This is a genomic window from Luteococcus japonicus (assembly GCF_003752415.1).
In the GTDB taxonomy this organism is placed as follows: Bacteria; Actinomycetota; Actinomycetes; order Propionibacteriales; family Propionibacteriaceae; genus Luteococcus; species Luteococcus japonicus.
In genome coordinates, this window is record NZ_RKHG01000001.1 from 1,507,385 (window position 1) to 1,532,117 (window position 24,733).

General features: G+C 67.8%; 24 protein-coding genes and 1 riboswitch. Of the genes, 11 read left to right on the forward strand and 13 right to left on the reverse strand.

All coding sequences use genetic code 11. The annotated features are described in order from the left end of the window. The first annotated feature begins 28 nt into the window (after nt 1–28). A complete protein-coding gene (disA, locus tag EDD41_RS07385; RefSeq protein ID WP_123575450.1) occupies nt 29–1,105 on the forward strand; it encodes a DNA integrity scanning diadenylate cyclase DisA in 1,077 nt (358 codons plus the stop codon). An 82-nt stretch (nt 1,106–1,187) separates the two neighbouring features. Here disA and EDD41_RS07390 read toward each other — a convergent pair whose 3' ends face one another. After that, complete coding sequence (locus EDD41_RS07390) at nt 1,188–2,042, reverse strand: type IV toxin-antitoxin system AbiEi family antitoxin domain-containing protein (protein WP_123575451.1); 855 nt, start codon at nt 2,040–2,042, stop codon at nt 1,188–1,190. Nucleotides 2,043–2,199: 157 nt separating this feature from the next. After that, nucleotides 2,200–2,916 carry a hypothetical protein gene (locus EDD41_RS07395; RefSeq protein WP_123575452.1) on the reverse strand — a complete coding sequence of 239 codons (717 nt, stop codon included), beginning with the start codon at nt 2,914–2,916 and terminating at the stop codon, nt 2,200–2,202. Nucleotides 2,917–2,965: 49 nt separating this feature from the next. Between EDD41_RS07395 and EDD41_RS07400 the strand changes: the two genes are divergently transcribed. Then, nucleotides 2,966–3,850, forward strand: a complete 885-nt coding sequence (locus tag EDD41_RS07400; protein WP_425454351.1) for an HhH-GPD family protein — start codon at nt 2,966–2,968, stop codon at nt 3,848–3,850. Here the strand turns inward: EDD41_RS07400 and EDD41_RS07405 are convergent. Beyond that, complete coding sequence (locus EDD41_RS07405; RefSeq protein ID WP_170165277.1) at nt 3,788–4,510, reverse strand: DUF998 domain-containing protein; 723 nt, start codon at nt 4,508–4,510, stop codon at nt 3,788–3,790. The two genes, EDD41_RS07400 and EDD41_RS07405, sit on opposite strands and share 63 nt — an antisense overlap. 89 nt (nt 4,511–4,599) lie before the next feature. After that, nucleotides 4,600–4,709: riboswitch (TPP riboswitch) on the forward strand. Nucleotides 4,710–4,754: 45 nt separating this feature from the next. Here EDD41_RS07405 and EDD41_RS07410 point away from each other — a divergent pair. From EDD41_RS07410 to EDD41_RS07430, 5 genes are all read left to right on the forward strand, one after another. Next, nucleotides 4,755–5,375 (forward strand): ECF transporter S component, encoded by a 621-nt coding sequence (locus EDD41_RS07410; RefSeq protein ID WP_094763374.1) that lies wholly within the window; start codon nt 4,755–4,757, stop codon nt 5,373–5,375. A 5-nt stretch (nt 5,376–5,380) separates the two neighbouring features. Next, nucleotides 5,381–6,892: an ABC transporter ATP-binding protein gene (locus EDD41_RS17785; protein ID WP_123575455.1), complete on the forward strand. Its 1,512-nt coding sequence runs from the start codon at nt 5,381–5,383 to the stop codon at nt 6,890–6,892. Next, a complete protein-coding gene (locus tag EDD41_RS07420) occupies nt 6,889–7,656 on the forward strand; it encodes an energy-coupling factor transporter transmembrane component T family protein (RefSeq protein ID WP_094763372.1) in 768 nt (255 codons plus the stop codon). Before EDD41_RS17785 ends, EDD41_RS07420 begins: the two co-directional genes overlap by 4 nt. Beyond that, entirely contained in the window at nt 7,653–8,153 is a 501-nt protein-coding gene (locus tag EDD41_RS07425; RefSeq protein WP_179110539.1) for an AAA family ATPase, read from the forward strand. Before EDD41_RS07420 ends, EDD41_RS07425 begins: the two co-directional genes overlap by 4 nt. A 230-nt stretch (nt 8,154–8,383) precedes the next feature. After that, nucleotides 8,384–8,869 (forward strand): hypothetical protein, encoded by a 486-nt coding sequence (locus EDD41_RS07430; protein WP_123575456.1) that lies wholly within the window; start codon nt 8,384–8,386, stop codon nt 8,867–8,869. 19 nt (nt 8,870–8,888) lie between these two features. On the opposite strand, the gene EDD41_RS07435 is transcribed toward EDD41_RS07430, so the two are convergent. Beyond that, entirely contained in the window at nt 8,889–9,485 is a 597-nt protein-coding gene (locus EDD41_RS07435; protein WP_148060500.1) for a hypothetical protein, read from the reverse strand. A 212-nt stretch (nt 9,486–9,697) separates the two neighbouring features. Between EDD41_RS07435 and EDD41_RS07440 the strand changes: the two genes are divergently transcribed. Further along, nucleotides 9,698–11,185, forward strand: coding sequence for a hypothetical protein (locus EDD41_RS07440; protein WP_148060501.1), 1,488 nt, complete (start codon nt 9,698–9,700; stop codon nt 11,183–11,185). 468 nt (nt 11,186–11,653) lie between these two features. Here the strand turns inward: EDD41_RS07440 and EDD41_RS07445 are convergent, their stop codons facing one another. Then, a complete protein-coding gene (locus tag EDD41_RS07445; protein WP_245995564.1) occupies nt 11,654–12,355 on the reverse strand; it encodes a rhomboid family intramembrane serine protease in 702 nt (233 codons plus the stop codon). Nucleotides 12,356–12,431: 76 nt separating this feature from the next. Here EDD41_RS07445 and EDD41_RS07450 point away from each other — a divergent pair, with 76 nt between their 5' ends. Continuing rightward, a complete protein-coding gene (locus tag EDD41_RS07450) occupies nt 12,432–13,403 on the forward strand; it encodes a phosphotransferase family protein (RefSeq protein ID WP_148060502.1) in 972 nt (323 codons plus the stop codon). A gap of 14 nt (nt 13,404–13,417) precedes the next feature. On the opposite strand, the gene EDD41_RS07455 is transcribed toward EDD41_RS07450, so the two are convergent. Together EDD41_RS07455 and EDD41_RS07460 are read right to left on the reverse strand one after the other, a co-directional pair. Beyond that, nucleotides 13,418–15,085: an FG-GAP-like repeat-containing protein gene (locus EDD41_RS07455; RefSeq protein ID WP_123575461.1), complete on the reverse strand. Its 1,668-nt coding sequence runs from the start codon at nt 15,083–15,085 to the stop codon at nt 13,418–13,420. A 156-nt stretch (nt 15,086–15,241) separates the two neighbouring features. Continuing rightward, a complete protein-coding gene (locus EDD41_RS07460; protein WP_123575462.1) occupies nt 15,242–17,029 on the reverse strand; it encodes a bifunctional metallophosphatase/5'-nucleotidase in 1,788 nt (595 codons plus the stop codon). Nucleotides 17,030–17,458: 429 nt separating this feature from the next. Between EDD41_RS07460 and EDD41_RS07465 the strand changes: the two genes are divergently transcribed. Further along, nucleotides 17,459–17,938 (forward strand): hypothetical protein, encoded by a 480-nt coding sequence (locus tag EDD41_RS07465; RefSeq protein WP_148060503.1) that lies wholly within the window; start codon nt 17,459–17,461, stop codon nt 17,936–17,938. Between the two features lie 173 nt (nt 17,939–18,111). Here EDD41_RS07465 and EDD41_RS07470 read toward each other — a convergent pair whose 3' ends face one another. Further along, on the reverse strand, nt 18,112–20,643 hold the full coding sequence (locus EDD41_RS07470; protein WP_123575463.1) for an ATP-dependent Clp protease ATP-binding subunit: 2,532 nt from the start codon (nt 20,641–20,643) through the stop codon (nt 18,112–18,114). 222 nt (nt 20,644–20,865) lie between these two features. After that, nucleotides 20,866–21,186, reverse strand: coding sequence for a histone-like nucleoid-structuring protein Lsr2 (locus tag EDD41_RS07475; RefSeq protein ID WP_123576919.1), 321 nt, complete (start codon nt 21,184–21,186; stop codon nt 20,866–20,868). Between EDD41_RS07475 and EDD41_RS07480 the strand changes: the two genes are divergently transcribed. Beyond that, complete coding sequence (locus EDD41_RS07480; protein ID WP_123575464.1) at nt 21,167–22,462, forward strand: NADH-quinone oxidoreductase subunit D-related protein; 1,296 nt, start codon at nt 21,167–21,169, stop codon at nt 22,460–22,462. The genes EDD41_RS07475 and EDD41_RS07480 overlap by 20 nt on opposite strands. A gap of 71 nt (nt 22,463–22,533) precedes the next feature. Here the strand turns inward: EDD41_RS07480 and EDD41_RS07485 are convergent, their stop codons facing one another. From EDD41_RS07485 to folB, 4 genes are all read right to left on the reverse strand, one after another. Continuing rightward, nucleotides 22,534–23,118, reverse strand: coding sequence for a hypothetical protein (locus tag EDD41_RS07485; RefSeq protein ID WP_123575465.1), 585 nt, complete (start codon nt 23,116–23,118; stop codon nt 22,534–22,536). Between the two features lie 86 nt (nt 23,119–23,204). Further along, entirely contained in the window at nt 23,205–23,717 is a 513-nt protein-coding gene (locus EDD41_RS07490; RefSeq protein ID WP_170165278.1) for a DUF3180 domain-containing protein, read from the reverse strand. Then, on the reverse strand, nt 23,714–24,265 hold the full coding sequence (gene folK / locus EDD41_RS07495; RefSeq protein WP_094763355.1) for a 2-amino-4-hydroxy-6-hydroxymethyldihydropteridine diphosphokinase: 552 nt from the start codon (nt 24,263–24,265) through the stop codon (nt 23,714–23,716). The genes EDD41_RS07490 and folK overlap by 4 nt, the downstream gene beginning before the upstream one ends. Continuing rightward, nucleotides 24,262–24,639, reverse strand: coding sequence for a dihydroneopterin aldolase (gene folB, locus EDD41_RS07500; RefSeq protein ID WP_245995565.1), 378 nt, complete (start codon nt 24,637–24,639; stop codon nt 24,262–24,264). Before folB ends, folK begins: the two co-directional genes overlap by 4 nt. Nucleotides 24,640–24,733 lie beyond the last annotated feature (94 nt).

A 24,733-nucleotide genomic window follows, 5' to 3' on the forward strand; every position in this document is an offset into this window, starting at 1 on the left:
ACCTCGCCCACCCACTACCATCGAACCCATGGCACTGTCCCCCGCTGAGATCCAGGCCCGGCCCCGTCGTTACCAGGCACTGCTGGCGCCGGGCACGCCACTTCGCGAGGGGCTCGAACGCATCCTGCACGGACGGACCGGCGCGCTGGTCGTGCTCGGCAGCAACCGGAAGGTGGACCGAGTCTCCACCGGCGGCTTTGCCCTGGACGTGCAGTTCACCCCCACGGCGCTGCGGGAACTGGCGAAGATGGACGGGGGGATCATCCTGTCCAGTGACTTCGAGCGCATCCTCGCCGCCGGGGTGCACTTCGTTCCCGACGGCTCCATCCCCACCGTCGAGACCGGCACCAGGCACCGCACCGCGGACCGGATCGCCCAGCAGACCGGAATGCCGGTGGTCACCGTCTCCGCGTCGATGTCCACCATCGCGCTCTTCCTCGACGGCCAGCGCCACCCCATCGAGACCTCCGAGGCTATCCTCTCGCGCGCCAACCAGGCCCTGGCCACCCTCACCCGCTACCGGGAGCGCCTCAGCGGCACCACCCGATCCCTGTCCACCCTCGAGGTGCATGACCAGGTGAGCGTGAAGGACGTCGCCCTGGTGGCGCAGCGGATCGAGATGATCCGACGGCTGGACCGCGAGCTACGTGCCTATGTCGCTGCACTCGGCGTCGACGGGCGGCTGCTGGAGATGCAGCTCTACGAGCTGACCCTCGGCGTCGACGACCTGGCCACCCTGCTCGAGCTGGACTACCGACCCGAGGAGCAGGAGGAGATGACCTTCCGGGTTGGTGCCTTGGAGCACCTGGACTCCACCGAGCTGCTGGATCCGCACGTCGTCGCCCGCCAGATGGGCTTCGGCGAGGGGATGCACCTGGAGACCCGGCTGGAGCCGCGCGGCCACCGGCAGGTGGCGCAGTTGACGCGGATCCCGGGCAGTCTCGGCCGCCGCTTGGTGGACCACTTCGGCACCCTGCAGGCCCTGTTCGGGGCCTCGACGGCGGACCTGCTGGAGGTGGAGGGCTTCGGCGAGGGCCGTGCCCGCCTGGTCCGCGAGGGACTCGCCCGCCTTGCCGAGGCCGCCTTCAGCGAGCGCCTGGACTGAGGCAAGTATTCGGAACAGATCCCAATCCGCTCCCCAACGCAATAGATGCACTGGGGAGCGGATTGGGATCTGTCCTGAATACTCATGCGGCGGGTTTGGTTCCCCGTCGCGCTCCCCACCACTGGTCTCCGCGGCGAATCATCGCCAGCAAGGCCTGCTCCGTGGCCGGACAGTCGTGAACGACCTGCTGGTAGGTCAGCCGAACGACGATGTAGCCCATGGAGCGCAGTTCCAGGTCTCGTCGGCGATCCGCCTGATAGCGCTCCTCCCCGGTGTGGTGCTCCCGGCTGTCCACCTCGATCACCAGTCGCTCTCCCACCAGGAAGTCCACCCGGGTGTCCTTGCGCAGCCAGACCTGGGGTTTCAGCTGGACACCCTTGGCACGCAACCGGAGCCGGACCATGGTCTCCGTCCCGGACTCCGCCGCGTCGATCAGGGCCAAGCTGTCCTCCCGGCCACGCACCCACCCCCACGCGCTGCGAATGTCCCCCACCGTGCAGATCTTGCGATGGACCAAGGAGTCGCACACGACGATCAGGTCCTCCCGGTCCAGACAGCGCCAGGCCGCAGAGAGCGCCGTCGCCAAGTCATCGACGGCTTGGGCCGGTGCCACCTCAAATCGGGACGACAAGGCATGACATCGTTTGAGTCCGGCGGGCAAGGGCATCGTCCGGTTGTGATCGCGGCGCACGTGCAGGACCCCTGCGGTGACGTCCCAGCCGCCATGGAAGGCGATTGCGGAAGCGCAGGTCAGCGCCCCACCGGAACGGACGGCCCGCTTCACGGACTCGTCGGCGCCCACCGTCGCGTACCAACCGGGCCGTAGCCGTTCCAGGGTTCCCGAGGCCACGGCCCTCGCGATCAGGTTGCCGTCGATGCCCTGTTCCTTGAGATCTCGCGTGCGGGCGATGCCGCCCGTGAACTGATTGCTCTCCATGCCCCTTCAGTTTCGAAATCGGGGGGCCAGAATTTTCACCTGTCCACAGGCTCGTCCGCCTCCTGTCCCTGTGGAAAAGTCGAAACAGATGCAGATCCGCTCCCCAACGCAATGGATGCACTGGGGAGCGGATTGGGATCTGTCCTGAACAGCCGGGTCAGGCCTTGGGCATGACCACCATCGTGTCAGGCTCGGCCCCGTCCATCGTGGCGCTGACCCGGTAGGTGCCGGGACGCAGCACCTGGGCGTCGAGCTTGCAGCCGTCGTGGGAACGCTTGCCCTGCCAGGTCACCTTGGCGGCGAAGGACTTGCCGCCGGTCAGGTCGGCCTTGCCCTTGGGCGCCCAGGCGGGGCAGTGCACGGTGGTCCAGATCCGGTCGCTACCCGAGGTGACGGCCAGCTGCACCGGGGTCTTGGCCAAGTCCAGCGTGCAACCCTTCTCGCTCTTCATCGTGATGGTGTAGGCGGCGCCGGCACCGATCTTCGGTGACCGGGAACCGTCGAGGGACAGGCTCACGTCGCCGCCCTGGCACTCGGCAGGCGCGCTGGGTGTGGGGGTGGGCGTCGGGCTCTGGCTGGGGGTCTGGCTGGCACTGGCCGACGGCGTGCTCGACGCACTCGCACTCGCCGAAGGACTCGCGGAGGCCGACGCGCTCGGGGAGGCCGATGGGCTGGGCGTAGCCTCGGCGCTGGCCAGCGACGACGGGTTCTGCGGCGTGGCAGCGACGGTGGAACGGTCGTCACCGCCGAACAGGCCGGACAGCACCCACCAGATCAGCCCGAGGGCCAGCAGGAAGGCCACGACGAAGATGCCGCGTCGCAACCAGTAGGTGTTCTCAGGCTCCGGGCCGGACGGGTGGATCACCGAGTTCATGCACCGATCGTAGGGTTGGTGGGCGGCTTTGCCTACCATGGCTCGCGTGATCCAGGACAACGAACTCACCGAAGACGCACGCCGCCGCATCGTGGCCCGGGTGGGTGACTGGTTCGACGAGCACCGCCGGGACCTGCCCTGGCGCCGCTCCACGCCGTGGGGCGTCATGGTCAGCGAGTTCATGCTGCAGCAGACGCCCGTCTCCCGGGTCCTCGGCCCCTGGCAGGAGTGGATGGAGCGTTGGCCCGCCCCCGACGACCTGGCCAGCGAGCAAGCCGGTGCCGCGGTGGCAGCCTGGGGCCGGCTCGGCTACCCCAGGCGCGCGCAGCGGCTGCACCGCGCCGCCACCGTGATCAGCGAGCAGCACGCCGGCCGAGTGCCCGGGACCCTGGAGGAGTTGCGGGCCCTGCCCGGCGTCGGGCAGTACACGGCGGCCGCCATCCTGTCCTTCGCCTTCGGCGGGCGCGCGGTGGTGCTGGACACCAACATCCGTCGCCTGCTCTGCCGCGTGGAGGACGGCCGGGAGTTCCCGCCGGACTCGGCCACCGCCTCGGAATGGCGCCGGGCGGAAGACTGGCTGCCCGACACCGACGAGCGCGCGGCGCACTGGGCGGCCGCGTCGATGGAGCTGGGAGCGCTGGTCTGCACGGCCCGCAGTCCGCGCTGCGAGGACTGCCCCGTCAAGGATTCCTGCCGCTGGCGGGCCGCCGGACACCCGCGGCACGACGGACCCCCGCGTCGCACCCAGGCCTGGCACGGAACCGACCGCCAGTGTCGCGGGGTGCTGCTTGACCTGGTCCGCCAGAACCCCGAGGGCGTCACCGTCGAGGTGGCGCTTGGGGCCTGGGCGGAACGGGTTCAGGCGGAGCGCTCACTGGCCGGGCTGCTGGCCGACGCGCTGGTCCGCGACGACGGTGGCCTGCTGCGGCTGTGATCCCCACCAACGCCAGGCCAGCACCATCAACAGCGCGGTGGTGAGCAGCAACTGGCCGCGTTGGACGAGGCCCATCATGTCCATCCGGACGCCGGGCAGGTGGGCGGCGAGGGTTGCCGCCAACAGGCCCAGCCACAGCACGAAGAGCGCGCCGAGCACCATGCGGCCCTCCCACCCGATCCAGCAGCGCACCCGCTGACGACGCCACAGCAGAACCGCGAAGGCCACGCCGAGGGCCGTGACCGCCACCGTGCTTGTGCCGGTGTGCGCCAGGTGGGTCCACGGCACCTGCCAGCTGGCCTCCCGGGCGGCGCATTCGGCGTCGCGGGTGGCCACACAGCTCATCGGACACAGGGAGTCGGCGACGGTGGCCAGCCCGAAGAGCGCCAACAACCGGAAGGCCCAACGCTCGTGACGCCAGCTCGGGCTCCTGCGCAGCAGGAGCAGGGCCACCAGGCCGGCCACCGTCATGCTCACTCCCGCCAGGGTGTCGCCCATGCGGAAGAGCAGGGCGTGGGGTTCACCGTTGGCCCCCAGCTCGCTGACATAGGAGGTCCGGGGCGAGAGCTTCGTCGGCAGCAGGAGTTCCAGCAGCCACACGGAATAGAACAGGCCGCCCAGCATCATCAGCCCGGCCGAGACCCGTCGCGCGCTCCTCATGCCAGCAACGCTAGGAGTCTGTCGGGTCAGCATCCGTCCACCATAGGGCCTGTCCGGGGGAAACCCGGGTCGTAATGACTGCTAGCCTCATGGGTGCACACGGGAGTCCGGAGCACCGGGCTGAGAGGAAGGTTTCGCACCTTCGACCGTCGAACCTGATCTGGATCATGCCAGCGCAGGGAGGCCTCTTGCGGCAACCGAAGGCCGGCTGCCACCCGTGCCCATTCCTCGAGAGGGCACACGAATGAGCACCATCACCGAAGACCCCACCCGTCCCCGCAGCAGTTCCGGCTGGCGCGTGGTGGACATCGTCGTCGCCGCCATCCTGGGCGTTGCGGTCGGCGTCATCTTCTGGGCCTTCAACAACACCGTCGCCACCGTCTGGGGGCCGCTGGAGGCTGTGCTGCCCGGCCTGGCCGGTCTGATCACTGGCGTCTGGTTCCTGGGCGGAACGCTGGGCGGTCTGGTCATCCGCAAGCCGGGCGCCGCCCTGCTGGTGGAACTGTTGGCCGCCACCGTCTCCGTGCTGCCCGGCAACCAATGGGGCATCACCACGCTCTACTCCGGCCTCGCCCAGGGAATTGGCGCGGAGATCGTCTTCGCGATCTTCGCCTGGAAGCGCTGGAGCCTGCCGGTGGCAGCCTTCGCCGGAATCGGCTCGGCACTGGGCGCCTTCGTCAACGAGTACTTCCTGATGGGCAACCATGCGAAGAGCTTGGCCTTCAACGCCACCTATCTCGTCTGCCTGGTCATCTCCGGTGTGCTGCTGGCCGGAGGACTGGCCTGGGTGCTGATGAAGGCCCTGGCATCGGCCGGGGCGCTCGATCGCTTCGAGTCCGGCCGCGAGACCCGTCGCGCGGTCTGACGCCGATGATCGTCGCCGAGGGTTGGGGTTGGCGCCACGCGAGCCGACGCGACTGGGCGGTACGCGGGGCCAGCTTCACCATTGGCGACGGTGAGCGGGTCCTGCTGCTGGGGGCCTCCGGCGCCGGCAAGTCGACGCTGATGCACGCCATGGCGGGCGTGCTGGGCGGCGCCGATGAGGGCGAGGAGGAAGGGCGTCTGCTCGTCGACGGAGCCCATCCCACCCGACGCCACGGCCACGTCGGGCTGGTGATGCAGGATCCGGAGACCCAGGTGGTGCTGGCCCGGGTGGGCGACGACGTCGCCTTCGGCGCGGAGAACCTGGGCGTGGCTCGCGACGAGATCTGGCGACGGGTGGACGAGGCCCTGGACGCAGTTGGTCTGGACGTCGGCCGTGACCGACCCACCACTGCCCTGTCCGGCGGCCAGAAGCAGCGGCTGACCATCGCCGGAGCCCTGGCGATGCAGGCGAAGGTCCTGCTGCTGGACGAACCCACCGCCAATCTGGACCCCGAGGGTGCCCGCGAGGTGCGCGACGTGGTGGCCCACCTCAGCCGGGAGCGCGGGACCACCCTGGTGGTGGTGGAGCACCGGGTGGAGTTGTGGGCGGACCAGGTGGACCGGGTGATCGTGCTCGCTCCGGGCGGGGGGATCCTTGCGGACGGTGCGCCCGGCAGGGTCTTCGTCGAGCAGCGTGAGGCCCTGTTGGCCGCGGGCGTCTGGGTGCCGGGCGTGGACATCCCCTCGACAGGCTCGGGGAACGGAGAAGGAAGCACGGCCGGGCCTGCCGAGGCCCCCTGGGCCCTGCGCGGCGAAGCACTGGCCATCGGCCACGACCCGCAACATGTCGTGCAGCACGCGCTCGATGTCACCATCCCCGCAGGACGCTCGACGATGATCACCGGCCCGAACGGCGCCGGGAAGTCCACCCTGGCACTTACCCTGGCCGGTCTGCTCCCCCGGCTCGACGGCCGCGTGGTGGCGGCCGGGGAGCTGCGTCCCGCCCGCGTCCTGGGCCCACGGCACTGGGGCAGGCGCAGGCCGGTGGATTCCTCTGACCCCGGCACCTGGTCCTCGCGGGACCTGATCACCCGGATCGGGACGGTCTTCCAGAGCCCGGAGCACCAGTTCGTCGCCACCACGGTGCGCGACGAGCTCGCCGTGGGCCTGCGAGCCCTGGCCGCCGTCGACCCGCAGTGGACCACCCAGCGCATCGACGAGCGCGTCGACGAACTGCTGGCAATGCTGCACCTGTCGCGGATTGCCGGGGCCAATCCCTTCACGCTGTCCGGCGGCGAGAAGCGCCGCCTCAGCGTGGGGACCGTGCTCGCCACCGGGCCACGGGTGATCTTCCTCGACGAACCCACCTTCGGGCAGGACCGCAACACGTGGCTGGACATGGTGGCGCTGGTGCGGGCCATGCTGGACCAGGGGCGCGCGGTGGTCAGCATCACCCACGACGCGGACTTCATCACGGCCCTGGCCCAGCACCGGATCCATCTGGAGCCGCAGCGATGAGCCGTCCCCGAACCCTGCTGGAGCGGCTCAATCCCGCGACGCTGCTGTTGCTCGCGGTCATCCTCTCCGTGCCCTTGGTGGTGACCCTGGACTGGGTGAGCGCCAGCGTGGCACTGGCTCTGGAGGTGGTGGCGCTGGTGGCCTGCCGGGTTTCCCTGCGGCGGATCCTGCGCAGGCTGGCCCCGCTGTTGCTGATCGCCCCGCTGGGGGCGATCAGCATGCTGCTCTACGGCCAGACGTCCGGCCGCATCTGGTGGCACTGGGGGCCAGTGGTGGTCAGCGACGGTTCGATCAGCCTGGCCGTGGCCCTGTTCATCCGCATCTTCGCGCTGGCTCTGCCGGCCGTGATGCTCTTCGCGGACATCGACGCCACCCGGATGGCCGACGGCCTGGCCCAGGTGGTGCGGCTTCCGGCCCGGTTCGTGCTGGGCTCCCTGGCGGGCTTCCGGATGCTGGCCCTGTTCACCTCGGACTGGCGGGTGCTCGGGCAGGCACGGCGGGCCCGCGGGCTGGGCGACGACGGGCGGCTGCGGCGCTGGGCACTGATGAGCTTTTCCCTGCTGGTCCTGGCCCTGCGACGAGGCGGGCGGCTGGCCACCGCCATGGAGGCCAAGGGTTTCGGGGCACCGGTCGAACGCACCTGGGCCCGGCCCTCGCGCGTGGGTGCCGCCGATGCCCTGGCGGTGTTGGTCTGCCTGGCCATCGCGGCGGCATCCCTTGCCGCGGCAGCACACTTCGGGACCCTGATGACAGTCCTGTCATGAGCGGACCGGTGCGCAGGATCATTGTCGACGGCGGCTCCGGGGCGGGCAAGACCACCTTCGCCCGGCGACTGGTGGAGCGCTGGGGCGTGCTGTGCGGTGAGTCGGTGCAGTTGGTCAGCCTGGATGACTGCTACCCGGGGTGGCATGGACTCGCGGCGGCCTCCCGGATGGTGGTGGCCGACATCCTGCGCGCCCATGATCCCGGTTACCGACGCTGGGACTGGGAACGTCGGGAACCGGCGGACTGGGTGGCGCTGGATCCCGGGCTGCCGATGGTCGTCGAGGGATGCGGGGCACTGACCCACGATTCGGCCCGGTTGGCGGATCTGTCCTTCTGGTTGGACATGCCCGCCGACGAGCGTCGCAGCCGCGCGTTGGCCCGCGACGGTGCGAGCTACGAACCGTGGTGGGAGGTCTGGGCCGCCCAGGAGGCCGAGCACTGGCGACGCCACGAGCCGCAGCGCCTCGCCTGCATGGTCGTGATCCCCCCGCACTGAAGACCTGCTGAGGCCCATGCCCTCCGCGCCCACGTGGACTAGGACTTTCATCGGCTCCGTCGGGGCCCGTGCCGAGCCACCCCTGTACCGGGACAGCTGGAGCCCGTGGCGGAGGCCGCGGGATGGTCTAGCCTCCTGCCCGGTGGCCGCTACGGCCGGCCGCCGCGCGGGCGGGGGTCCGCGTGCTCTCGGGGGGAGCGTCTCGCCACCCAGACCCAAGGATCCCCCACATGTCCTCCCCCATTGCCCGGCTCGTACTGGCCAGCTGCATTGCCGGCAGCCTCTCCGCCGTCGCCCCCGCCGATGCAGCCACCGCATCGTCCGTGAAGTGCCAGATCGTCCGGTCCCCGGTCGTCGGCGGCTTTGCGTGGCGCGGGATGCCCACCCGTCGCACCAGCAACACCGCGGTGGCCAAGGCGACGGTGCACGAGCTGACCCACCACGTCGAGTACCGCACCACCGCCCGACAGCGGGCACGCCTCTACGCGGACCTCGGCATTCGCAATCCCAGCGGCAACTACTTCGCCTTCAACGATGGCTACTACTACTCCGGATCGCTGGCCCGTTGGAAGGCCTCGCCGCGTGAGCGGCTGGCCGAATCGGTGGTGAACTGCACCTACGGGTCACCGAACCACAAGGGCATGAAGCAGGTCCCGCGCGGCAAGTGCAAGCCCTTCCTGTCACACTTCCGCCAGGCTCTGGCACAGGCCCGCTGACCCGCGGGCACCGGCTGCGTCAGGCCGTGGGGTCGAGCCGCGGCCGGAGCCAGGGCCGGCCATCAAGTCGAAAGCAGAAGACTGCCAGGGCACCGTAGGCAGCCAGTTCGACCAGTGCACCCAGGAGCCGCAGAGCCACCCAGCCGGATGTCCCGCCCAGCGTGGCGTCATGACCGGCGATGGCGGCGCTGAGGCTCCAGCCTGCTGCCATGGCGCGCCCCACCAGCACTCCCGCCATCAGCACGGCGAGCCGCCGCGCCATGTGCACCAGGTGCTGATCGCGCCCTGTCGAGGCCGCCGCGACGCCCATCAACATCCACCAGGTGGCGGCGAGCGCCGCGAGCCCTTCGCCCAGGCCCACAGCGTGGAGCAGCACGTCCCACGACTGTTCGCTGAAGAAGAGCGCCATCGTGATGCTGCCGAGGATGCCTGCCAGCAGGGCCGCCTGCTTGGCGCGCGTGAAATCCACCGAGGCCTCCGGGTGCGCGAGCGCCTGCTCCTCGACGACGGCATAGGCAATGGCCCAGCCCGCGACGTCAGGAAGCACGTCGAAGCCGTTGAGGCTGGGATCCAGCCCCACCAGGAGCATCGCCCAGCCGAGTAGGCGCATCGTCATGACAGTGACCATATTGCCTGACGTGCGGTTCCGGACCGGGGCGCACCAGAAGTTGATGCCCTTCGTGTCCCGTGCGCCTCCAGAGCGGCATCTGCTCAGGCGACACCGTACCCAAGACGCATGGGATACATGCTTTCGACTATATCTTTTGGGGTGTGACCATTCCTGGACCTGAAGCGCTCCCTGCCCACGCTTTCGCCGAGCCTCCCCCCGTGCGCGGTCGGCGCGGGCTGGGCCGACGCTGCGGCCGGACGTTGGCGGCCGCGTGGTCGCTCGCCACCTGGCGCTGGCTCGTGGCCGCGGGAGTCCTCCTGGTCATCTTCCCTCGAACCGTTCCGAATGCCACGGGCGACCGGTCCGTCTTCCTGGCTGTAGCCGAGAGGCTGCTCCAAGGGGATCGGCTCTACGCAGACGTGTGGGACAACAAGGATCCACTGTTCTTCTGGTCGCTGTCCCTCGAGCGGCTGGTGTGGCCGGAACAGTGGGACGTGCTGGGAGAGATCGCATGGATCGGCCTCGCATGCCTCGGCGTCTGGCACTGGTCCCGGGCACTGGGTTCGGACCAGTTGCCGGCATGGTGGGCAGCATGTGTCGCAGCACCGCTCATCATCACCGGCGACTCGTACATTGCCGGAATGACCTCATTGCCCGGCACGGCGCTGGGGATCCTCGCCCTGGGCCTCGCCGCCCGCGAACGATGGACCGCCGCTGGCACCGTGGGAGCCCTGCTGTGCTTCACAAAGATGGTCGTCGCCCCGATTGCCCTCGTGGGCGCGCTACTGGTGATCCAAGGCCGCTGGCGCAAGGCTCGGGGCTTCTTCTCTGCGGCTGTCCTGGTAGGGCTGACAATTCTGGCGGCCCTGGCCGCCACGGGCAGCCTGGGTCCCTGGATCACGACCCAGGGGAAGAATTCCGCCTACGCGAACGGGATGATCAGCCACGGCTTCCTACCCGGTGTCGCCGCCCAACTGGCCGCGGACGGGGCCCCGGCATGGGTCATCCACCTGACGCTGGCGCTCACCGCCACCACGATGACCATCATCACCACCACGGGCCTGCTGGCCATCTGGGCGCGACACCGCAATCCCCTGGGATCCCGAGTGCTGCTGTGGATGACGGTTGCAACTGTGCTCGTCGCCTCACTCACCACGATCTGGCCCCACCATCGCCAGATCTTCTACCTCCCCGCACTCGTGGCCCTGGGAGTGGCCACGGCCCTGGTCCCGGCCGGAAATCGACGAATCCTGGCAGCCACCATGGCCGCCGCGACGGTCCTGAGCGGATTCAACCCCCAACTCCTCGTGCATGACCGCTACGAGTTCAGGGGTCGACTGGCGGTAGCCGCCTCACAGCCTGCCGAGGGCCGGGCCCTGGCGAGCCTGGGACCCACGGGAACCTTCGCGCGAGTGGGAGGACCTCGACGGGCTGACTTCCGTGGAGCGGAGGGATGGCACCTTGCCTGCCCCCAGTTCCACCACTATCCATTCACCCCACCAGCAGATCTTGACGCCACGGTGGCCTGCCTCCCATCCGCCGATGTCATCATCGTGGCCTCCAACATCGCCATCAGCCCCCGCAACAATCCAGTCTGGAACAAGTTCTCCACCGACGTAGGCGCTCTCCTCTCGCGTGACTACACGTGCTCCCCCCTCATCGTGGAGGGCGAGAACGTGGAACGGTTGTGCGTCCGTGGACGGTGAGCGCGCAACGGGGCCTCAACAGGATGGACCGCCACCCGAAGCCTGTGGGGGCCTCTGGTGGCGGTCCAGTGGTGTCGGGCTTCAGCCTGCCCGACGGTGAGCGGTTGGTTCAGGCGACCTTGCTGGCGTTGACATCCTTCAGCTGCCCAGCCGGTGCGAACCGCGTCGAAGCCGTCGGTTTCCATGATCTGCTCGTCCGACGCGAGCGCGGCGTTGACTGCCATCGAGGTGTCGCCCGAGAGGGCGATCACTGCAAAGGCGCCCAGCCACAGGGCTGCGAGTTGCGACTGCGACGATCATGATGTGCTCCGGCTTCATTCGGGGGATTCGTGCGGTTGGCCCGGGGGAGCCACCTGCGACACCAAGAACTCTGCCATCCGTGCGACACCAAATGACTATGTATGACGGTTTAGTTCAGGTGACCGTCAGCATTACTTGAATATTTGACTAATTCGCTTCAGCTGGACTTCAGGCGCTGGTCAGGGCGTACTTCGCCAGCAGCGACAGGATGAGCGCGAGACCCACCAGCGCCAGCCACGGCCAGGTTCGGTTGGGCTTTCCGCGCCATGTCTCCCGGACAGCCACCATCATCAGCTGACCCACCAGCAGACCGGTCAGGAAGCCACCGAGATGTGCCTGCCAGGCGATGTTGGGCAGAGTGAAGGAGATCGCGGCATTGATGGCCAGGACACCCCACATCGAGCGCGACGAGGCTCCGATGTGCTTGTACATGGGAAGGGTGGCCCCGAACAGCCCGAAGACGGCGCCGGAGGCACCGACCACTCCGGTCACCCAGCCCCGGCTTCCGGGATTCGCCAACAGCACGAATCCGACGCCGCCACCCAGGGCGCTCAACAAGTACAGCGCGGCATAGCGGGCCCGCCCCAGGGCGGGCTCCATCCACTGGCCCACCGACCACAGCGCAAGCATGTTGAAGGCAATGTGCATGATGCTGTACCGGTCGTGGGCAAAGGCCGAAGTGAGGAAGCGCCAGGGCTCGTGGCGGCCGATCGCGGGACTCAGGGCCACCTGCTCGTAGAAGCCGGGCAGCATCAGCTCGCCCAGCCACACCGCCGCACACACGGCAATGATCGTCCAGGTCACCACGGCCAGCTGCGGCCGGAGTCGTCGCACCTGCGGGGGATGGTGCTCGGTCCACTGTTCAGTCACTCGCACAAGGCTAGGCGGACCAGCCAAGAGTTTGCTGTGGGCACGGCTACGCTGGGCGCACACCTCGAAGGGAGCAGTGGACACCATCACAATCCACCTGGACGCCGCCGACATGCGTCGGATGCTCCGCCACGCCTACGGGCCACACCTGGCTCCCGTCGGCGAGGACTTCGCTCGCCCGCTGCCCACCGACGGGCCGGAACAGGGCACCAGTCACCTGGCCACCCTGCGCACCGGTCAGCGCATCGTCCTGCGCACCGCCCCGTCGCCCGAGGTGGACCTGCTCACCCAGGAGACGGACCTGCTGGGCGCCGAGGTGGAAGCCCTGCAGATGATTCCCGAACACACCGACGTGCCGGTCCCCGCCATGCACCACCATGACGAGAGCCAGGAGCTGGTGGACGTGGAGTGGTTCTGCCGGGAGCACGTCGAGGGAACCAGCCTGGGCCATGCCGTGCTGGACCATGCGGCCCGGCTACAGGTCACGCGTGACCTGGGACGCCAGTTGCGCGCCCTGCACACCATCGAGGGGGAATCCTTCGGCCGCTTCCAGCAACCCTTGATGGACTCGTGGCAGGACGCCTTCAGCGGCATCTTCGAGGACGTGCTGCGCGATGCACAACGCTTCGGCGCAGACCTTGGAGTCGACCTGGACCGGGTGCATGGGCGATTCCTGGACCACTCCCCCGCGCTCGACGCGGTCAGGACTCCGGTCTTCTGCCTGTGGCGCACCCCGAAGTCCACGATTGTCGTCGACGAGGGCTGGATCGTGGGCCTGGTGCGTCCGGCCAAGACCTTCTGGGCGGACCCCCTGCTCGAGTCGGCCTTCTCCATCTGCCTGGACGCCGACTCACCGGCGTCCTCGGCGCTGCTGTCGGGCTACGGGCGTGGCCCGCTGGAGCCCGACGAGGTGGAGCGGCGTCGGCTCTACGACCTGTACGACGCCCTCGTCCGGGCCACGGAAGCGGCGCTGCGCCACCCGCAGGACCTGGGCGCGCGGCGCCAGGACCTGACAGCGGCGATGGCCCGTCTGGACCACCGCCGCTGATTGACCACGCCGCCTCAGCTGAAGACGGTCACGCTGCCGAAGCCCGAGCCGGCCGCAACCGCAGATCCCACTGTCGTTCCCGTGTTCAGGCGGGTGGACAGGGTGCCATCCGGGCGGCGTCCCATCAGGTCCAGACGTCCGTCACCGTTGAAGTCACCGGGGGTGAACAGCTTGGTCCATGTCCCCCAGCCCGAGGAGAGTTCCTTGCCCCACATCGGCTGTCCGGAGCTGTTGCTGGCGTAGAGCATCAGCTTGCCGTCGGTCCGCAGGCCCACGATGTCCGCCCGGGCATCCCCGTTGAGCGAGCCCAACCCCACCATGTGCACCACACCGTTCCAGCGCGGTGAGATCACCACGCCCTTGGACAAGCTGGTGGTCAGGCCGTAGCGCCGCAGTTTCCCGTCGCTGGTGCGCGCGACGATGTCCGTGACACCGTCGGCATTCATGTCGCCCACGACGGTGATGTTGCCCAGCCCGCCCCAGCCATAGCCGAGCCGCCGTCCACCGTCCAGGACGCCCACGCCCTTGGAATAGTAGAGCCACATGCTGCCATCGCTGCGCCGCGCGAGGACGTCAGACCTGCCGTCCTTGTTCACGTCACCGGCAAGCGACAACCAGTTGGTTGTGCTCCATCCCCGTCCGACGCGCCACCCATGCCCCAGGGACCCGTTGCTACGCCCCTTGTAGAACCACAGTTCACCGTTCTTCACCATGAAGAGGTCTGCCGCCTTGTCGCCCGTCTGGTCACCCGCGATCCGGGTGGCGGGCGCCGCCGTGGTGAACTCCACCGGCAGGTTCATTTGTTTGCTACTGCCACCCAGGGCATTGACGCTGGCCGTGAAGCTCCCCGTGTAGTGGGTACCCGGGCGCAGTGCGGCCGCAGGCACCATGGCCAGGGAGGCGTCGGAGATCTTGTCGGGCGCCACCGTGCACGTGCTGACTGCCGCACCGTCGGCCAGCAGGCGGCCGCTGCTGGCGGTCACCAGGCCGTACTGTGTGTAGTCCAACCCAGCGGTCACGGGAAAACCGAGGCCCGTGCAGCCGAAGCTGTCCATCCAGGGGATCCTGTGGGCCAGGGTGGTGTTGTTGACGCCACGGGGGAAGGTGCGCGGATAGCCCGTCGGGGGTTCCCCGGTGAACTGCATGGCAAAGACGCGCACCCCTGAGTATGAGCCGAACCCGACAGCGGTCCCGGTCTGTTCCAGGGCCATCGACGTACGAAGGTAGGGATCGCCCAGCATGCCGTCCACCAGGCCGCGCAACGTGCTGGTCCACACGGGTTCCGCATAGGGGGCAATCTCCGCGCCGGAAGCGGTGTACCCCGGCCGGCTGGATTCCTCGGTGTACACGTCATCGTCAGCGTCCGCATTCAGGCTGATGTAACGGGCGTGATTGTTCAGCGCCGTGGTGATGCCGGTGTCGAGCCTGAGGGCCGGGGTGCCATAGCGCGCTCGCGCCGCATTGATCGTCTGGAGGGCCGTGGTGGGAGTCAGGTCCGTCGTGGTGGCCGCCGCCCGCACCTCCCCCCGACGCTCGATGCCCTGCGAAGCACTGCCACGATGGGTGGGGCTGCGATAGGGATCGCGCTCCTGTGCTTTCGCGGTTGGGGCCGCAGCCGAGATCAGACCGATGGCCGTGGCGGCGGCAAGCGCCGCCCGCATCCTCGTGCCGGCAGTGCTCATGGAACGTACTCCTTGTCGATGTTCTCCCCCGAGCAGACCCATTCTGGCAGGCCGCTCAGGGACGCCCAGACCTGCCCCCCGGAGAGCGGCACACGGCGCGCGATCCAGTGGACCGTGCGCCGCTTCGTCAGCCGGTAGCTTCCTGCGCAGGAAGGATCAGGCCGCGGGCTTGCCGTCGACCGTGAGCTTCCAGTTGTCCACGAAGAAGGCGTGTGGATCGATCGTCTTGCTGGCACTGGCCCAGTCGATCAGCAACTGCCGGATCTCCTGCTGCTGCTGGTACACCACCGGTGCCGTCGCGATGTGCGGGAAGTTGCCGCCGCCGCTGCGACGGTAGTTGTTCACGGCCACCACCAACTGCTGGTCATCGGCCACGTGGGCCCCGTTGAAGGACAGGCCCTGGATGCGCTGGCCGACGGGCTGCGTGAGCTCGATCGAATAGTCGAGCCCGGCGATGCTGTCGTAGTTGTAGTCCCAGACGTTCTGTCCGTTGTACTGCACCTGCGTCATGGTCTCCGGGTCGAAGGTGCCGCCCGAAGGGACCTGGCCGAAGTACTTCGCCGAGTACTCCAGGTAGTCCTTGACCTGCGCACCCGTCATCACGACCGCCTCCAAGGTGTTGTCGTAGATGTACAGCCCGGCCATGTCACGCACCGTCACGTCACCCTGGGGGAAGAGGGCGGTACGACTGAATGGGGCCGCGATGCTCAGCACTGGCAGGTTGGCGTACTGACCGCCCTCCATGGCCTTGGCGACGGTCTGGGTCTGCACCATCTGGATGTAGTCCAGGATCGCGGTGTCCTTGTAGCGGCTCTGCGCCGCCGACATCTCCTGGGTGGACGTGGCGATGACCTGGTTCACGTACGCGACGGTCTTGTCGTGGTACGGCTTGACCACCGCCATGACCTCCGGGTCCGCCTGGTAGTCCTTGCTGGCCAGCAGCTTCGCCGAAGCCGCCCGCACCTCCCACGTGCCCCTGACCTGCTGCAGGCCGAAGGTCACGTCGGAGACGCTCTGCGCCCAGTTCTTCGGCTGGGTCAACAGCACCGGCTTGCCGGTCGTCTGATTGGCGACGTACTGCTGGGCAACCTCCTGGTGGGAATGGCCCATGACGACCGCGTCGATCCCCGGCACCTCGCGGGCGATCCGGTCGGACACGTTCTCCGCACCCAGACCGGCGGCCACCGGGTCATAGGAGCTGAGCCCGCCCTGACCCGAGTGGGACATGACCACGACCACGTCGGCACCCGCGGCACGCACCTTGGGCACCCATGTCTTGGCAGAAGTGACCATGTCCTCGATGGTGACCTGGCCGCTGAGGTTGGCCTTGTCCCAGATCATCGAACCGGGGACCGTCAGGCCCAGGATGCCGATCCGCACCGGCTTGTTTCCCTTCACCTTCTTGGTGACGATCCGGTAGGGCTGGTAGCGAGGCTGGCCTGTCTTCGCATCCAGCACATTCGCGCCGAGCAGCGGGGAGTCCAGGTCAGCCTTGAACTTGTCCAGCAGCGGCAGTCCGTAGTTGAACTCGTGATTGCCGATGTTGTTGGCGTCGTAGCCGATGGCGTTGTACGCGGCCGCCATCGGATGGGTGAGACCGCTCGCGGTGACCGGTTCCTGCTTGGCGTAGTAGTAGCTCAGTGGGGTTCCCTGCAGCGTGTCACCGTTGTCCACGACGACCACTCGGTCAGCCCCGCGCTCCTGGCGGACCTGCTTGATGGCAGTGGCGGCATGGGCAAGGCCCACCGCATTGCCCGCCTTGTCCGTGTATCCGGCGTTCTTGAAGTAGTCCCAGTTGGCGACATTGCCGTGCACGTCGGTGGTGGCCAGCAGCGTGATGTCCAGCTGCTTGCCCCCATCCTTGGGTGCCGCACTCGCCCGGACGCCGCCCAGGGCACTGGCACCGAGCGCGACCGCGAGACTGGCGGCCCAGATCTTGCGCATGAGGTTCTCCTTGTGGGGGTCGGCGGCGCCCCAGCGGTGCCGCCACCGGCAGCCTATGGCCGTGGCGGCCGTACGGTCACCCCTTGCTGAGCCCCCAGCTCGGCAAAGCGGACCGGGTCATACGTCCAAGATTCGTGCTCCTGTGGTCTCCCCGGACTTGGACAAGTGCCCCGGACCGAAAAGCCGAGTTGTCCACAGGCAAGCCAAGCGCGGGAATTCATCCCCAGCCCCCAGCGTGGCTGAGAATTCTGGGGCTCGGACCTCGATACTCCCCAGGCATGAGACAGACAGAGGAAGCCAGACAGTTGCTGGCCGCCCAAGGGAACCTGTTGAGACGCCGTTCACACCGCCAGCTGAGATCCGGCCTGAACTGGATGGTCAAGAACGGGGAGCGGGGCCGCGATTGATGACCTCCTGCGCCTTCACAAGGTGTCGCCGGCCACTCTGACCGCGGCGATGGCGGACCTCCGGCCCGCGCCGGGGAACCCCATCCGCCGCTTCATGGTCCAGAACTCGCGGTCCGAGCCGTGGTCCCAGGCGGAGCGTCGATTCCACATGTTCCTGCGAGCCCACGGCTACGACAGGTGGCGATCCAATGTCTGGGTGGGCATTGACGGAGACAGCTTTCCGGTTGATGTCCTTTTCGATGACCTTCCCCTTGCCGTCGAGGTGATGTCATGGGCCTTCCACGGCAATCGTGAGAACTTCCAGCGGGACAACGACAAGATCGCTGGGCTGGTCGGCGCCGGCTGGGTCTACTTCCCCGTCACGTGGCGGATGCTTGACGACGACGAACGCTTGACACGGACCTTCGCCCACGCATGGGATTCGGCTGCGCTTGTGTCATTGGATCAGGCACGCCGAGTCCGGGACACGGTCACGGAGCTCGGCCTGCCGGACCGGGACTGACGTCCAGAAGACCGAACCCTGCACCACTTGCGCGGGTGGACAAGTGCCCCGGGCCGGAAGGCCGAGTCCAGCCCCGGCCGACCACAGACGAAGGGCGGGCACCCGGTTTCCCGGATGCCCGCCCTGTGACCTCTACGGGCTCGGCCGTCGTCTGGCAGCTCGGCCCACTGGCGTCAGCCCTGCTGGGCTTCGCCCTGCTCGCCCTGGGCATCGGCGGCGAAGTCCGTCGGCGGCGAATCGGGCAGCTCGGCCTTCTTCGTTCCGGTGAAGGCGAAGGGCTCGGTGGAACCCTCACCCGCGACGTCGACCACCACGATCTCCCCGGCCTTCAACTCGCCGAACAGGATCTTCTCGGCCAGCACGTCCTCGATGTCACGCTGCAGGGCACGACGCAGTGGGCGTGCACCGAGCAGCGGATCGAAACCACGCTTGGCGATCAGCGTCTTGGCGGCAGGTGTCAGCTCGATGCCCATGTCCTTGTCCTTCAGGCGCCCCTCGATCTGGGCGACCATCAGGTCCACGATGCGCTCGATGTCGGCCTGCGTCAGCTGGTGGAAGACCACGACCTCATCGACACGGTTCAGGAACTCCGGACGGAAGTGCTGCTTGAGCTCGTCGGAGACCTTCGCCTTCATCTTCTCGTAGCTGGATGCCTCGTCGCCCTGGCGGTTGAAGCCCAGGCTGACCGCCTTCGAGATGTCGCGCGAACCCAGGTTCGTCGTCATCACGATCACGGTGTTCTTGAAGTCCACCACACGGCCCTGGGCATCGGTCAGACGACCCTCGTCCAGGATCTGCAGCAGCGAGTTGAAGATGTCCGGGTGGGCCTTCTCGATCTCGTCGAAGAGGATCACGCTGAAGGGCTTGCGACGCACCTTCTCGGTGAGCTGTCCACCCTCCTCATATCCAACATATCCGGGCGGGGAGCCGAACATCCGCGAGGCGGTGTGCTTCTCCGAGTACTCGGACATGTCGAGGGTGATCAGGGCATCCTCGTCGCCGAACAGGAATTCCGTCAGCGCCTTGGTCAGCTCGGTCTTGCCGACACCGGAGGGGCCGGCGAAGATGAACGAACCCGAGGGACGCTTGGGATCCTTCAGACCCGCACGGGTACGACGGATGGAGCGCGAGAGCGCCTTCACCGCGTCGTCCTGGCCGATGTATCGCTTGCCCAGCTCTGCCTCCATCTGCAGCAGACGGCTGGACTCCTCCTCGGTCAGCTTGAAGACCGGGATGCCGGTGGAGCTGGACAGCACCTCGGCAATCTCCTCCTCGCCCACCATGGCGGGGGCGTCGGAGTCACCGGCCTTCCACTCCTCCTCCTTCTCGGCGCGCTCGGCGAGGAGCTTCTTCTCGTCGTCACGCAGGGAGGCGGCACGCTCGAAGTCCTGGCCGTCGATGGCGGCCTCCTTCTCCAGGCGCACGGCGGCGATCTTCTCGTCGAACTCGCGCAGGTCCGGCGGAGCGGTCATCCGACGGATACGCATCCGTGCCCCGGCCTCGTCGATCAGGTCGATCGCCTTGTCCGGCAGGAAGCGGTCCTGGATGTAGCGCGAAGCCAGGTTGGCGGCCGCGGTCAGGGCCTCGTCGCTGATGGTGATCCGGTGGTGCGACTCGTAGCGGTCGCGCAGGCCCTTGAGGATGTCCACGGTGAGCGCGATGCTCGGCTCGGCCACCTGGATCGGCTGGAAACGACGCTCCAGCGCGGCATCCTTCTCGATGTGCTTGCGGTACTCGTCGAGCGTGGTGGCACCGATGGTCTGCAGCTCACCACGGGCCAGCATCGGCTTGAGGATCGACGCGGCGTCAATGGCGCCCTCGGCGGCACCCGCACCCACCAGGGTGTGGATCTCGTCGATGAACAGCATGATGTCGCCACGGGTCTTGATCTCCTTGAGCACCTTCTTCAGGCGCTCCTCGAAGTCACCGCGGTAACGCGAACCGGCCACCAGGGCGCCCAGGTCCAGCGTGTAGATCTGCTTGTCCCGCAGGGTCTCGGGCACGTCACCGCGCACGATCGCCTGCGCCAGGCCCTCGACGCATGCGGACTTGCCGACGCCCGGCTCACCGATCAGCACCGGGTTGTTCTTGGTACGACGGCTGAGCACGACCATCACGCGCTCGATCTCCTTGTCCCGGCCGATGACCGGGTCGAGCTTGCCGTCGCGGGCAGCCTGGGTCAGGTTGCGGCCGAACTGGTCCAGCACCGTCGCGGAGCTGGGAGCCGGACCGACATCGGGCGCACCGGCCGTGGCGGCCTCCTTGCCCTGGCCACCCGAGAGCAGCTGCAGGACGGTGTTGCGCACCCGGTTGAGGTCCGCGCCCAGCTTGATCAACACCTGGGCGGCAACGCCCTCACCCTCACGCACCAGCCCGAGCAGGATGTGCTCGGTGCCGATGTACGAGTGGTTCATCTGCAGGGCCTCACGCAGGCTCAGCTCCAGCACCTTCTTGGCGCGCGGAGTGAACGGGATGTGACCCGTCGGCACGGTCTGACCGTGGCCGATGATCTCCTCGACCTCACTGCGCACGGCCTCGAGCGAGATGCCCATCTGCTCCAGGGCCTTGGCGGCAACGCCTTCACCCTCATGGATGAGGCCCAGCAGGATGTGCTCGGTGCCGATGTAGTTGTGGTTCAGCATCTTGGCTTCGTCCTGGGCGAGCACGACAACGCGCCGCGCCCGGTCGGTAAACCGCTCAAACATTGGACTCCTCACTACGGGCCCGAGGGGCCCTGTTGCGCATCGCAGTCACCGGTCGGTCCGGCAGGCGTTGCAGATGCGTTCAAGTCTAGTAACTCCCACTGACAGCATTGTGTTCCCACGGCCCCCCGCTCGTTCGCTGCAGGCGGACCCATGTGAAGGGCCCCCGAAGGGACCCGGACACGATGCCCGGCCCCACGGGGGCCCTGGAAACCGCACAAGGCGTCAGGCGTTGGCCTTCTCGTAGGCCTCGCGAACCTCGGCGGAGACGCGGCCACGGGCGCTGACCTGCATGCCCTGGGCCTGCGCCCAGGCACGGATGTCATTGGCGGCGCTGCCCTTGCCTGGCTTCTTGCCGGTGGAGCGACGGCCGCCGACGCGACGCGCGTGGCCAACCCAGAGCGCCAACTCGTCGCGCAGCTTGGCGGCATTCTGCTCGCTCAGGTCAATTTCATAGGAAACGCCGTCCAGCGAGAACGAAACGGTCTCCGCGGCCTCGGAACCGTCGACGTCATCTTCAAGAACGATGTGCACGCGCTGGGCCATCGGTAGTCCTTTCGTAGTGAATGCTCCACACGATGCTATCGACAATTGTCGGCGCATCAAATCCCTGTCGGACTTTCCGCCCCGCAACACCCCGTCATTGGTTCGATACCATCGACGGGTGACATCCCTCCATCACCTCGCCATTGGAGCGCTGGGCGCCAGCGCTTTGCCGCCCGACGCCAATCAGGAATCCGTGCACGTGCTGGACCTAGGGCCCCAGCACCCGTCTCGGACCGGCCTATTGTTGATGGATGTCCACACGGAAAATGGCAGCATCTCGGACGTCAGAATTCAGCCCGGATACAACCACCGCAGCGCCGAGAAACTCTTCGAGGTGCGCGACTACCGCCAGATCCTGATGCTGGCGGACCGCCATGACTGGCATTCACCGTTCACCGGGGAACTGGGGATCGCGCTCGTCTGCGAACACCTGATGGGCCTTGTCCCACCCGTTCGGGCCACCTGGCTGCGCACCCTGCTGGCCGAGCAGGCGCGGATCCAGAGTCATCTGGCGCATCTGGGATTCATCGCCCATCACACGGCGGACGAGGCACTGGGCCGACGCATCAGCGCGGCGCGCAATGGGGGCCGTGACCTGCTGCTGGCCGTCTCCGGCAACCGGGTGCATCCGATGATGAATCGCCTCGGCGGTCTCGCCTTCGACGTCGACTCCTCCTGGATTGGTCACATTGACCAGTGGGCGAGGCAATGCGCCGATCTGGCCGCCGACATTGCCGCCGTGGTCGAATCAATGAAGATCGGTGTGGGGCTGGGAACCATTGACAGGGCGCTGGTGGACCAGTTCTCCTTGACCGGACCGGTGGCCGCCGCCACGGGAACACTGCGCCGCACCAGAACCAGCAACCCCCATCTGGGATATCAAGAACTCACGGACGTCTTCGGCGAACCCGCACACACGAACGGAGATGCGTCCTCGCGATTCCTGACATTGTGTGACGAGGTGGGCGAATCGGCGAAGTTGATCACCCGCTGTCGGGAAATCCTCGCCGGCATTGCGGGCCCAGTGGACACAAGACTCTCAAAGATCGTCAAGGTTCCCGATTCTGAGGCGTATCTCGCCCTGGATGCCCCGTGGGGAATGGCAGGATTCCTGCTCGTCTCGCGCGCGGAACGGACGCCATGGCGCCTCAAGCTGCGCACTCCCAGCCTGGTCAATGTGCAGGTCATGGAGCAGGCCCTGGTGGGGTGCTCCCTGCGGGACGCGGCCGTGGTCATTGCCTCCCTCGGGTGGACCGCCGGCGACCTCGACAAGTGATCCTTGAGGGGAAGGCCCCGGACATGACGAAGGGCCCGCCAGAGGCCGGCCCTTCGGAGTCTCCGGGTGGCTCAGGCCTGGCGCAGCGCGCCGGCCTCGCTCGGGTAGACCAGCGGGATGTTGGAGACGTCCAAGGTGCGGCGGCCGGCGCCACGGCGCGGGAGGCTCATCACGTGCTGCGCCAGCACCACCTCGTCCTCGGCGGCGGACAGTTGCTTCTCCAGGTCGCTGACGATCTTGTTCAGGGCGGAGATGCGCGTCTGCTTGGCCTCGGCGTCCAGGCTGACCGCGGCAACATCCGCCGTCAGGCGCTCGATCTCGGCGGTGGCTTCGGCAATCTGCGCCTGGTAGGCCTCTTGGCGCTTGGTGAAACGAGCGATGGTGGCCATCATCTCGACATGGTGGGCGTGCGCGGCCTCGCGGGCCTCGTCGCGCAATGCCTTCAACTCACCCATGTGCTGCAGGACCATGCGATCCATCTCACGCCAAGTCATCCACACGGAGGCGACGGCGGTCAACAGGGCGACGCCGAGACCGACGCGCACCAGCCACTCAGGACCGAAGGCGCAGCCGACGGCGAGCACGCTCCCGACGCAGAGCAGGATGAAGGTCCGTCGACGAGCGGGGGATGTCTGGGTCTGGTTCTTGGCTGCCACGTCCGCAAGTGTAGGCCGCATTCATCTGGGGCTCACACCATCACGCGGCGTGTTCGTCGGGTCTTCAGCCCACCGTCACACCATGGTCAGCCCTGCGGCTCCGTCTCCTCGTCCTCCGGCCCCTCACCGGGAGGTACCAGGCAGGCGCGTTCCAGGGCACGGCCGGACAGCCCACAGATGACGCTGGCGACGATGGCCGCCGCCCCATGGATGACCCTCTCGCGGGGCGTCGGCACGCTCCAGCTGCCGAGGAAGGCCAGGACGTAGACCAGGTGTCCACCGCCGAGGATCGCGCCGGTCATCAGCAGCGTCTTGCCCAGCACCAGTGCTCGGACACCACTCTCATGGGGAAGGGCAGCGCGGCTCTCGGCCACCTGTCGTCGCAGCACGCGGGAGTAGACCCAGGCCGCCGCGCCCAGTGCGCCCATCACCAGCGCGAGGCTCCATGGAGTCACCGGCACGGGCTTCCCCACGGCCTGCAGGGTGCCGACGATGAACCAGCCCACCACGGCGCCGACCAGCACCGAGGTGAGCGCCTGCCGTCCGGAGGTCAGCCCCAGACCGTTCTGGGGCTGGTCCGGGTCCTGCTGTGTGTTCACGGGAGCTCGATGACCTCGTCGCTCCTGACCACGCCGCTGGTGTCGAGACCGGCCAGCAGGTCCTTGACGCTGCCGCGGCCCTCGATCTCCGCCTCCGGGTCGATCTCCAGCCACGGCACCAGCGCGAAGGCGCGCTCGTGGGCACGCGGGTGCGGCAGCGTCATCTCGTCGGTGTCAACGGTGCGATGGCCGTACATGACCAGGTCGATGTCCAGGGTGCGGGGGCCACCGACGATGTCGCGAGTACGCCCCAACCCGGCCTCGATGGCGTGGGCACGCTCCAACAGGATGGACGGCTCGATCACCGTCTCCGCCACCAGCACCAGGTTCAGGAAGTCCGGCTGGTCCACGACCGCGCCCACGGGCTTGGTGACGTAGACGCTGGACAGGTCGACGGGGATCAGGTCCGGGGTGTCGGCCAGCGCCGTGACGGCGCTCTGAAGGATGTCGACGCTGTTGCCCTGGTTGGAGCCCAGGCTGAAGACGACCTTGGAGATGGGCTTCAGGTTGCCCAGGGTGTCGACGTCGGGAACGAAGGGATTGCTCATTGCTTGCTCCTGGTGATGCTCACCGAGACATCGGTGAAGGTGAAGCCCATGGGGGCCTGGGGCTTGTGTACACGGACCTTTGCGACGCTGACCAGCGGTTCCGCCAGACAACGGTGCGCGATCCGCCCGGCAAGGGTCTCGATCAGGTCGACGGGCTCCCCCGTGATGATCGCCACCACGTCGCCGGCAATCACCGAGTAGTCCACTGTGTCGTGGAGGTCATCGGTGTCGGTGACCACATGCAGGCCGAGCTCGAGGTCGACGACGAACTGCTGCCCGTCGCGTCGCTCTTCCGGGTAGACGCCGTGGAATCCGGTCGCGCTGAGACCCTGGACGGTGATCCAGTCCAGTGTCTCCATGCTGCCTCCGGTCATTGTCGAGGGGGTACGGCGCCCCGGGGTGGGTGAGCTCGAACAGGTCAGACAGTACCGGAGCAGGTGTCCGCCTCCGAACCGACGCCGAGGTGCC

Bases quoted from the DNA above. Each gene is read 5' to 3' on its own strand.
- disA (WP_123575450.1), top strand. From the start codon at position 29: ATGGCACTGTCCCCCGCTGAGATCCAGGCCCGGCCCCGTCGTTACCAG.
- folB (WP_245995565.1), bottom strand. From the start codon at position 24,639: ATGACCGGAGGCAGCATGGAGACACTGGACTGGATCACCGTCCAGGGT.
- EDD41_RS07480 (WP_123575464.1), top strand. From the start codon at position 21,167: ATGTGCACGCGCTGGGCCATCGGTAGTCCTTTCGTAGTGAATGCTCCA.
- folK (WP_094763355.1), bottom strand. From the start codon at position 24,265: ATGAGCAATCCCTTCGTTCCCGACGTCGACACCCTGGGCAACCTGAAG.
- EDD41_RS07405 (WP_170165277.1), bottom strand. From the start codon at position 4,510: ATGAGGAGCGCGCGACGGGTCTCGGCCGGGCTGATGATGCTGGGCGGC.
- EDD41_RS07430 (WP_123575456.1), top strand. From the start codon at position 8,384: ATGTCCTCCCCCATTGCCCGGCTCGTACTGGCCAGCTGCATTGCCGGC.
- EDD41_RS07455 (WP_123575461.1), bottom strand. From the start codon at position 15,085: ATGAGCACTGCCGGCACGAGGATGCGGGCGGCGCTTGCCGCCGCCACG.
- EDD41_RS17785 (WP_123575455.1), top strand. From the start codon at position 5,381: ATGATCGTCGCCGAGGGTTGGGGTTGGCGCCACGCGAGCCGACGCGAC.
- EDD41_RS07435 (WP_148060500.1), bottom strand. From the start codon at position 9,485: ATGACGATGCGCCTACTCGGCTGGGCGATGCTCCTGGTGGGGCTGGAT.
- EDD41_RS07470 (WP_123575463.1), bottom strand. From the start codon at position 20,643: ATGTTTGAGCGGTTTACCGACCGGGCGCGGCGCGTTGTCGTGCTCGCC.
- EDD41_RS07425 (WP_179110539.1), top strand. From the start codon at position 7,653: ATGAGCGGACCGGTGCGCAGGATCATTGTCGACGGCGGCTCCGGGGCG.
- EDD41_RS07420 (WP_094763372.1), top strand. From the start codon at position 6,889: ATGAGCCGTCCCCGAACCCTGCTGGAGCGGCTCAATCCCGCGACGCTG.
- EDD41_RS07390 (WP_123575451.1), bottom strand. From the start codon at position 2,042: ATGGAGAGCAATCAGTTCACGGGCGGCATCGCCCGCACGCGAGATCTC.
- EDD41_RS07475 (WP_123576919.1), bottom strand. From the start codon at position 21,186: ATGGCCCAGCGCGTGCACATCGTTCTTGAAGATGACGTCGACGGTTCC.
- EDD41_RS07395 (WP_123575452.1), bottom strand. From the start codon at position 2,916: ATGAACTCGGTGATCCACCCGTCCGGCCCGGAGCCTGAGAACACCTAC.
- EDD41_RS07460 (WP_123575462.1), bottom strand. From the start codon at position 17,029: ATGCGCAAGATCTGGGCCGCCAGTCTCGCGGTCGCGCTCGGTGCCAGT.
- EDD41_RS07410 (WP_094763374.1), top strand. From the start codon at position 4,755: ATGAGCACCATCACCGAAGACCCCACCCGTCCCCGCAGCAGTTCCGGC.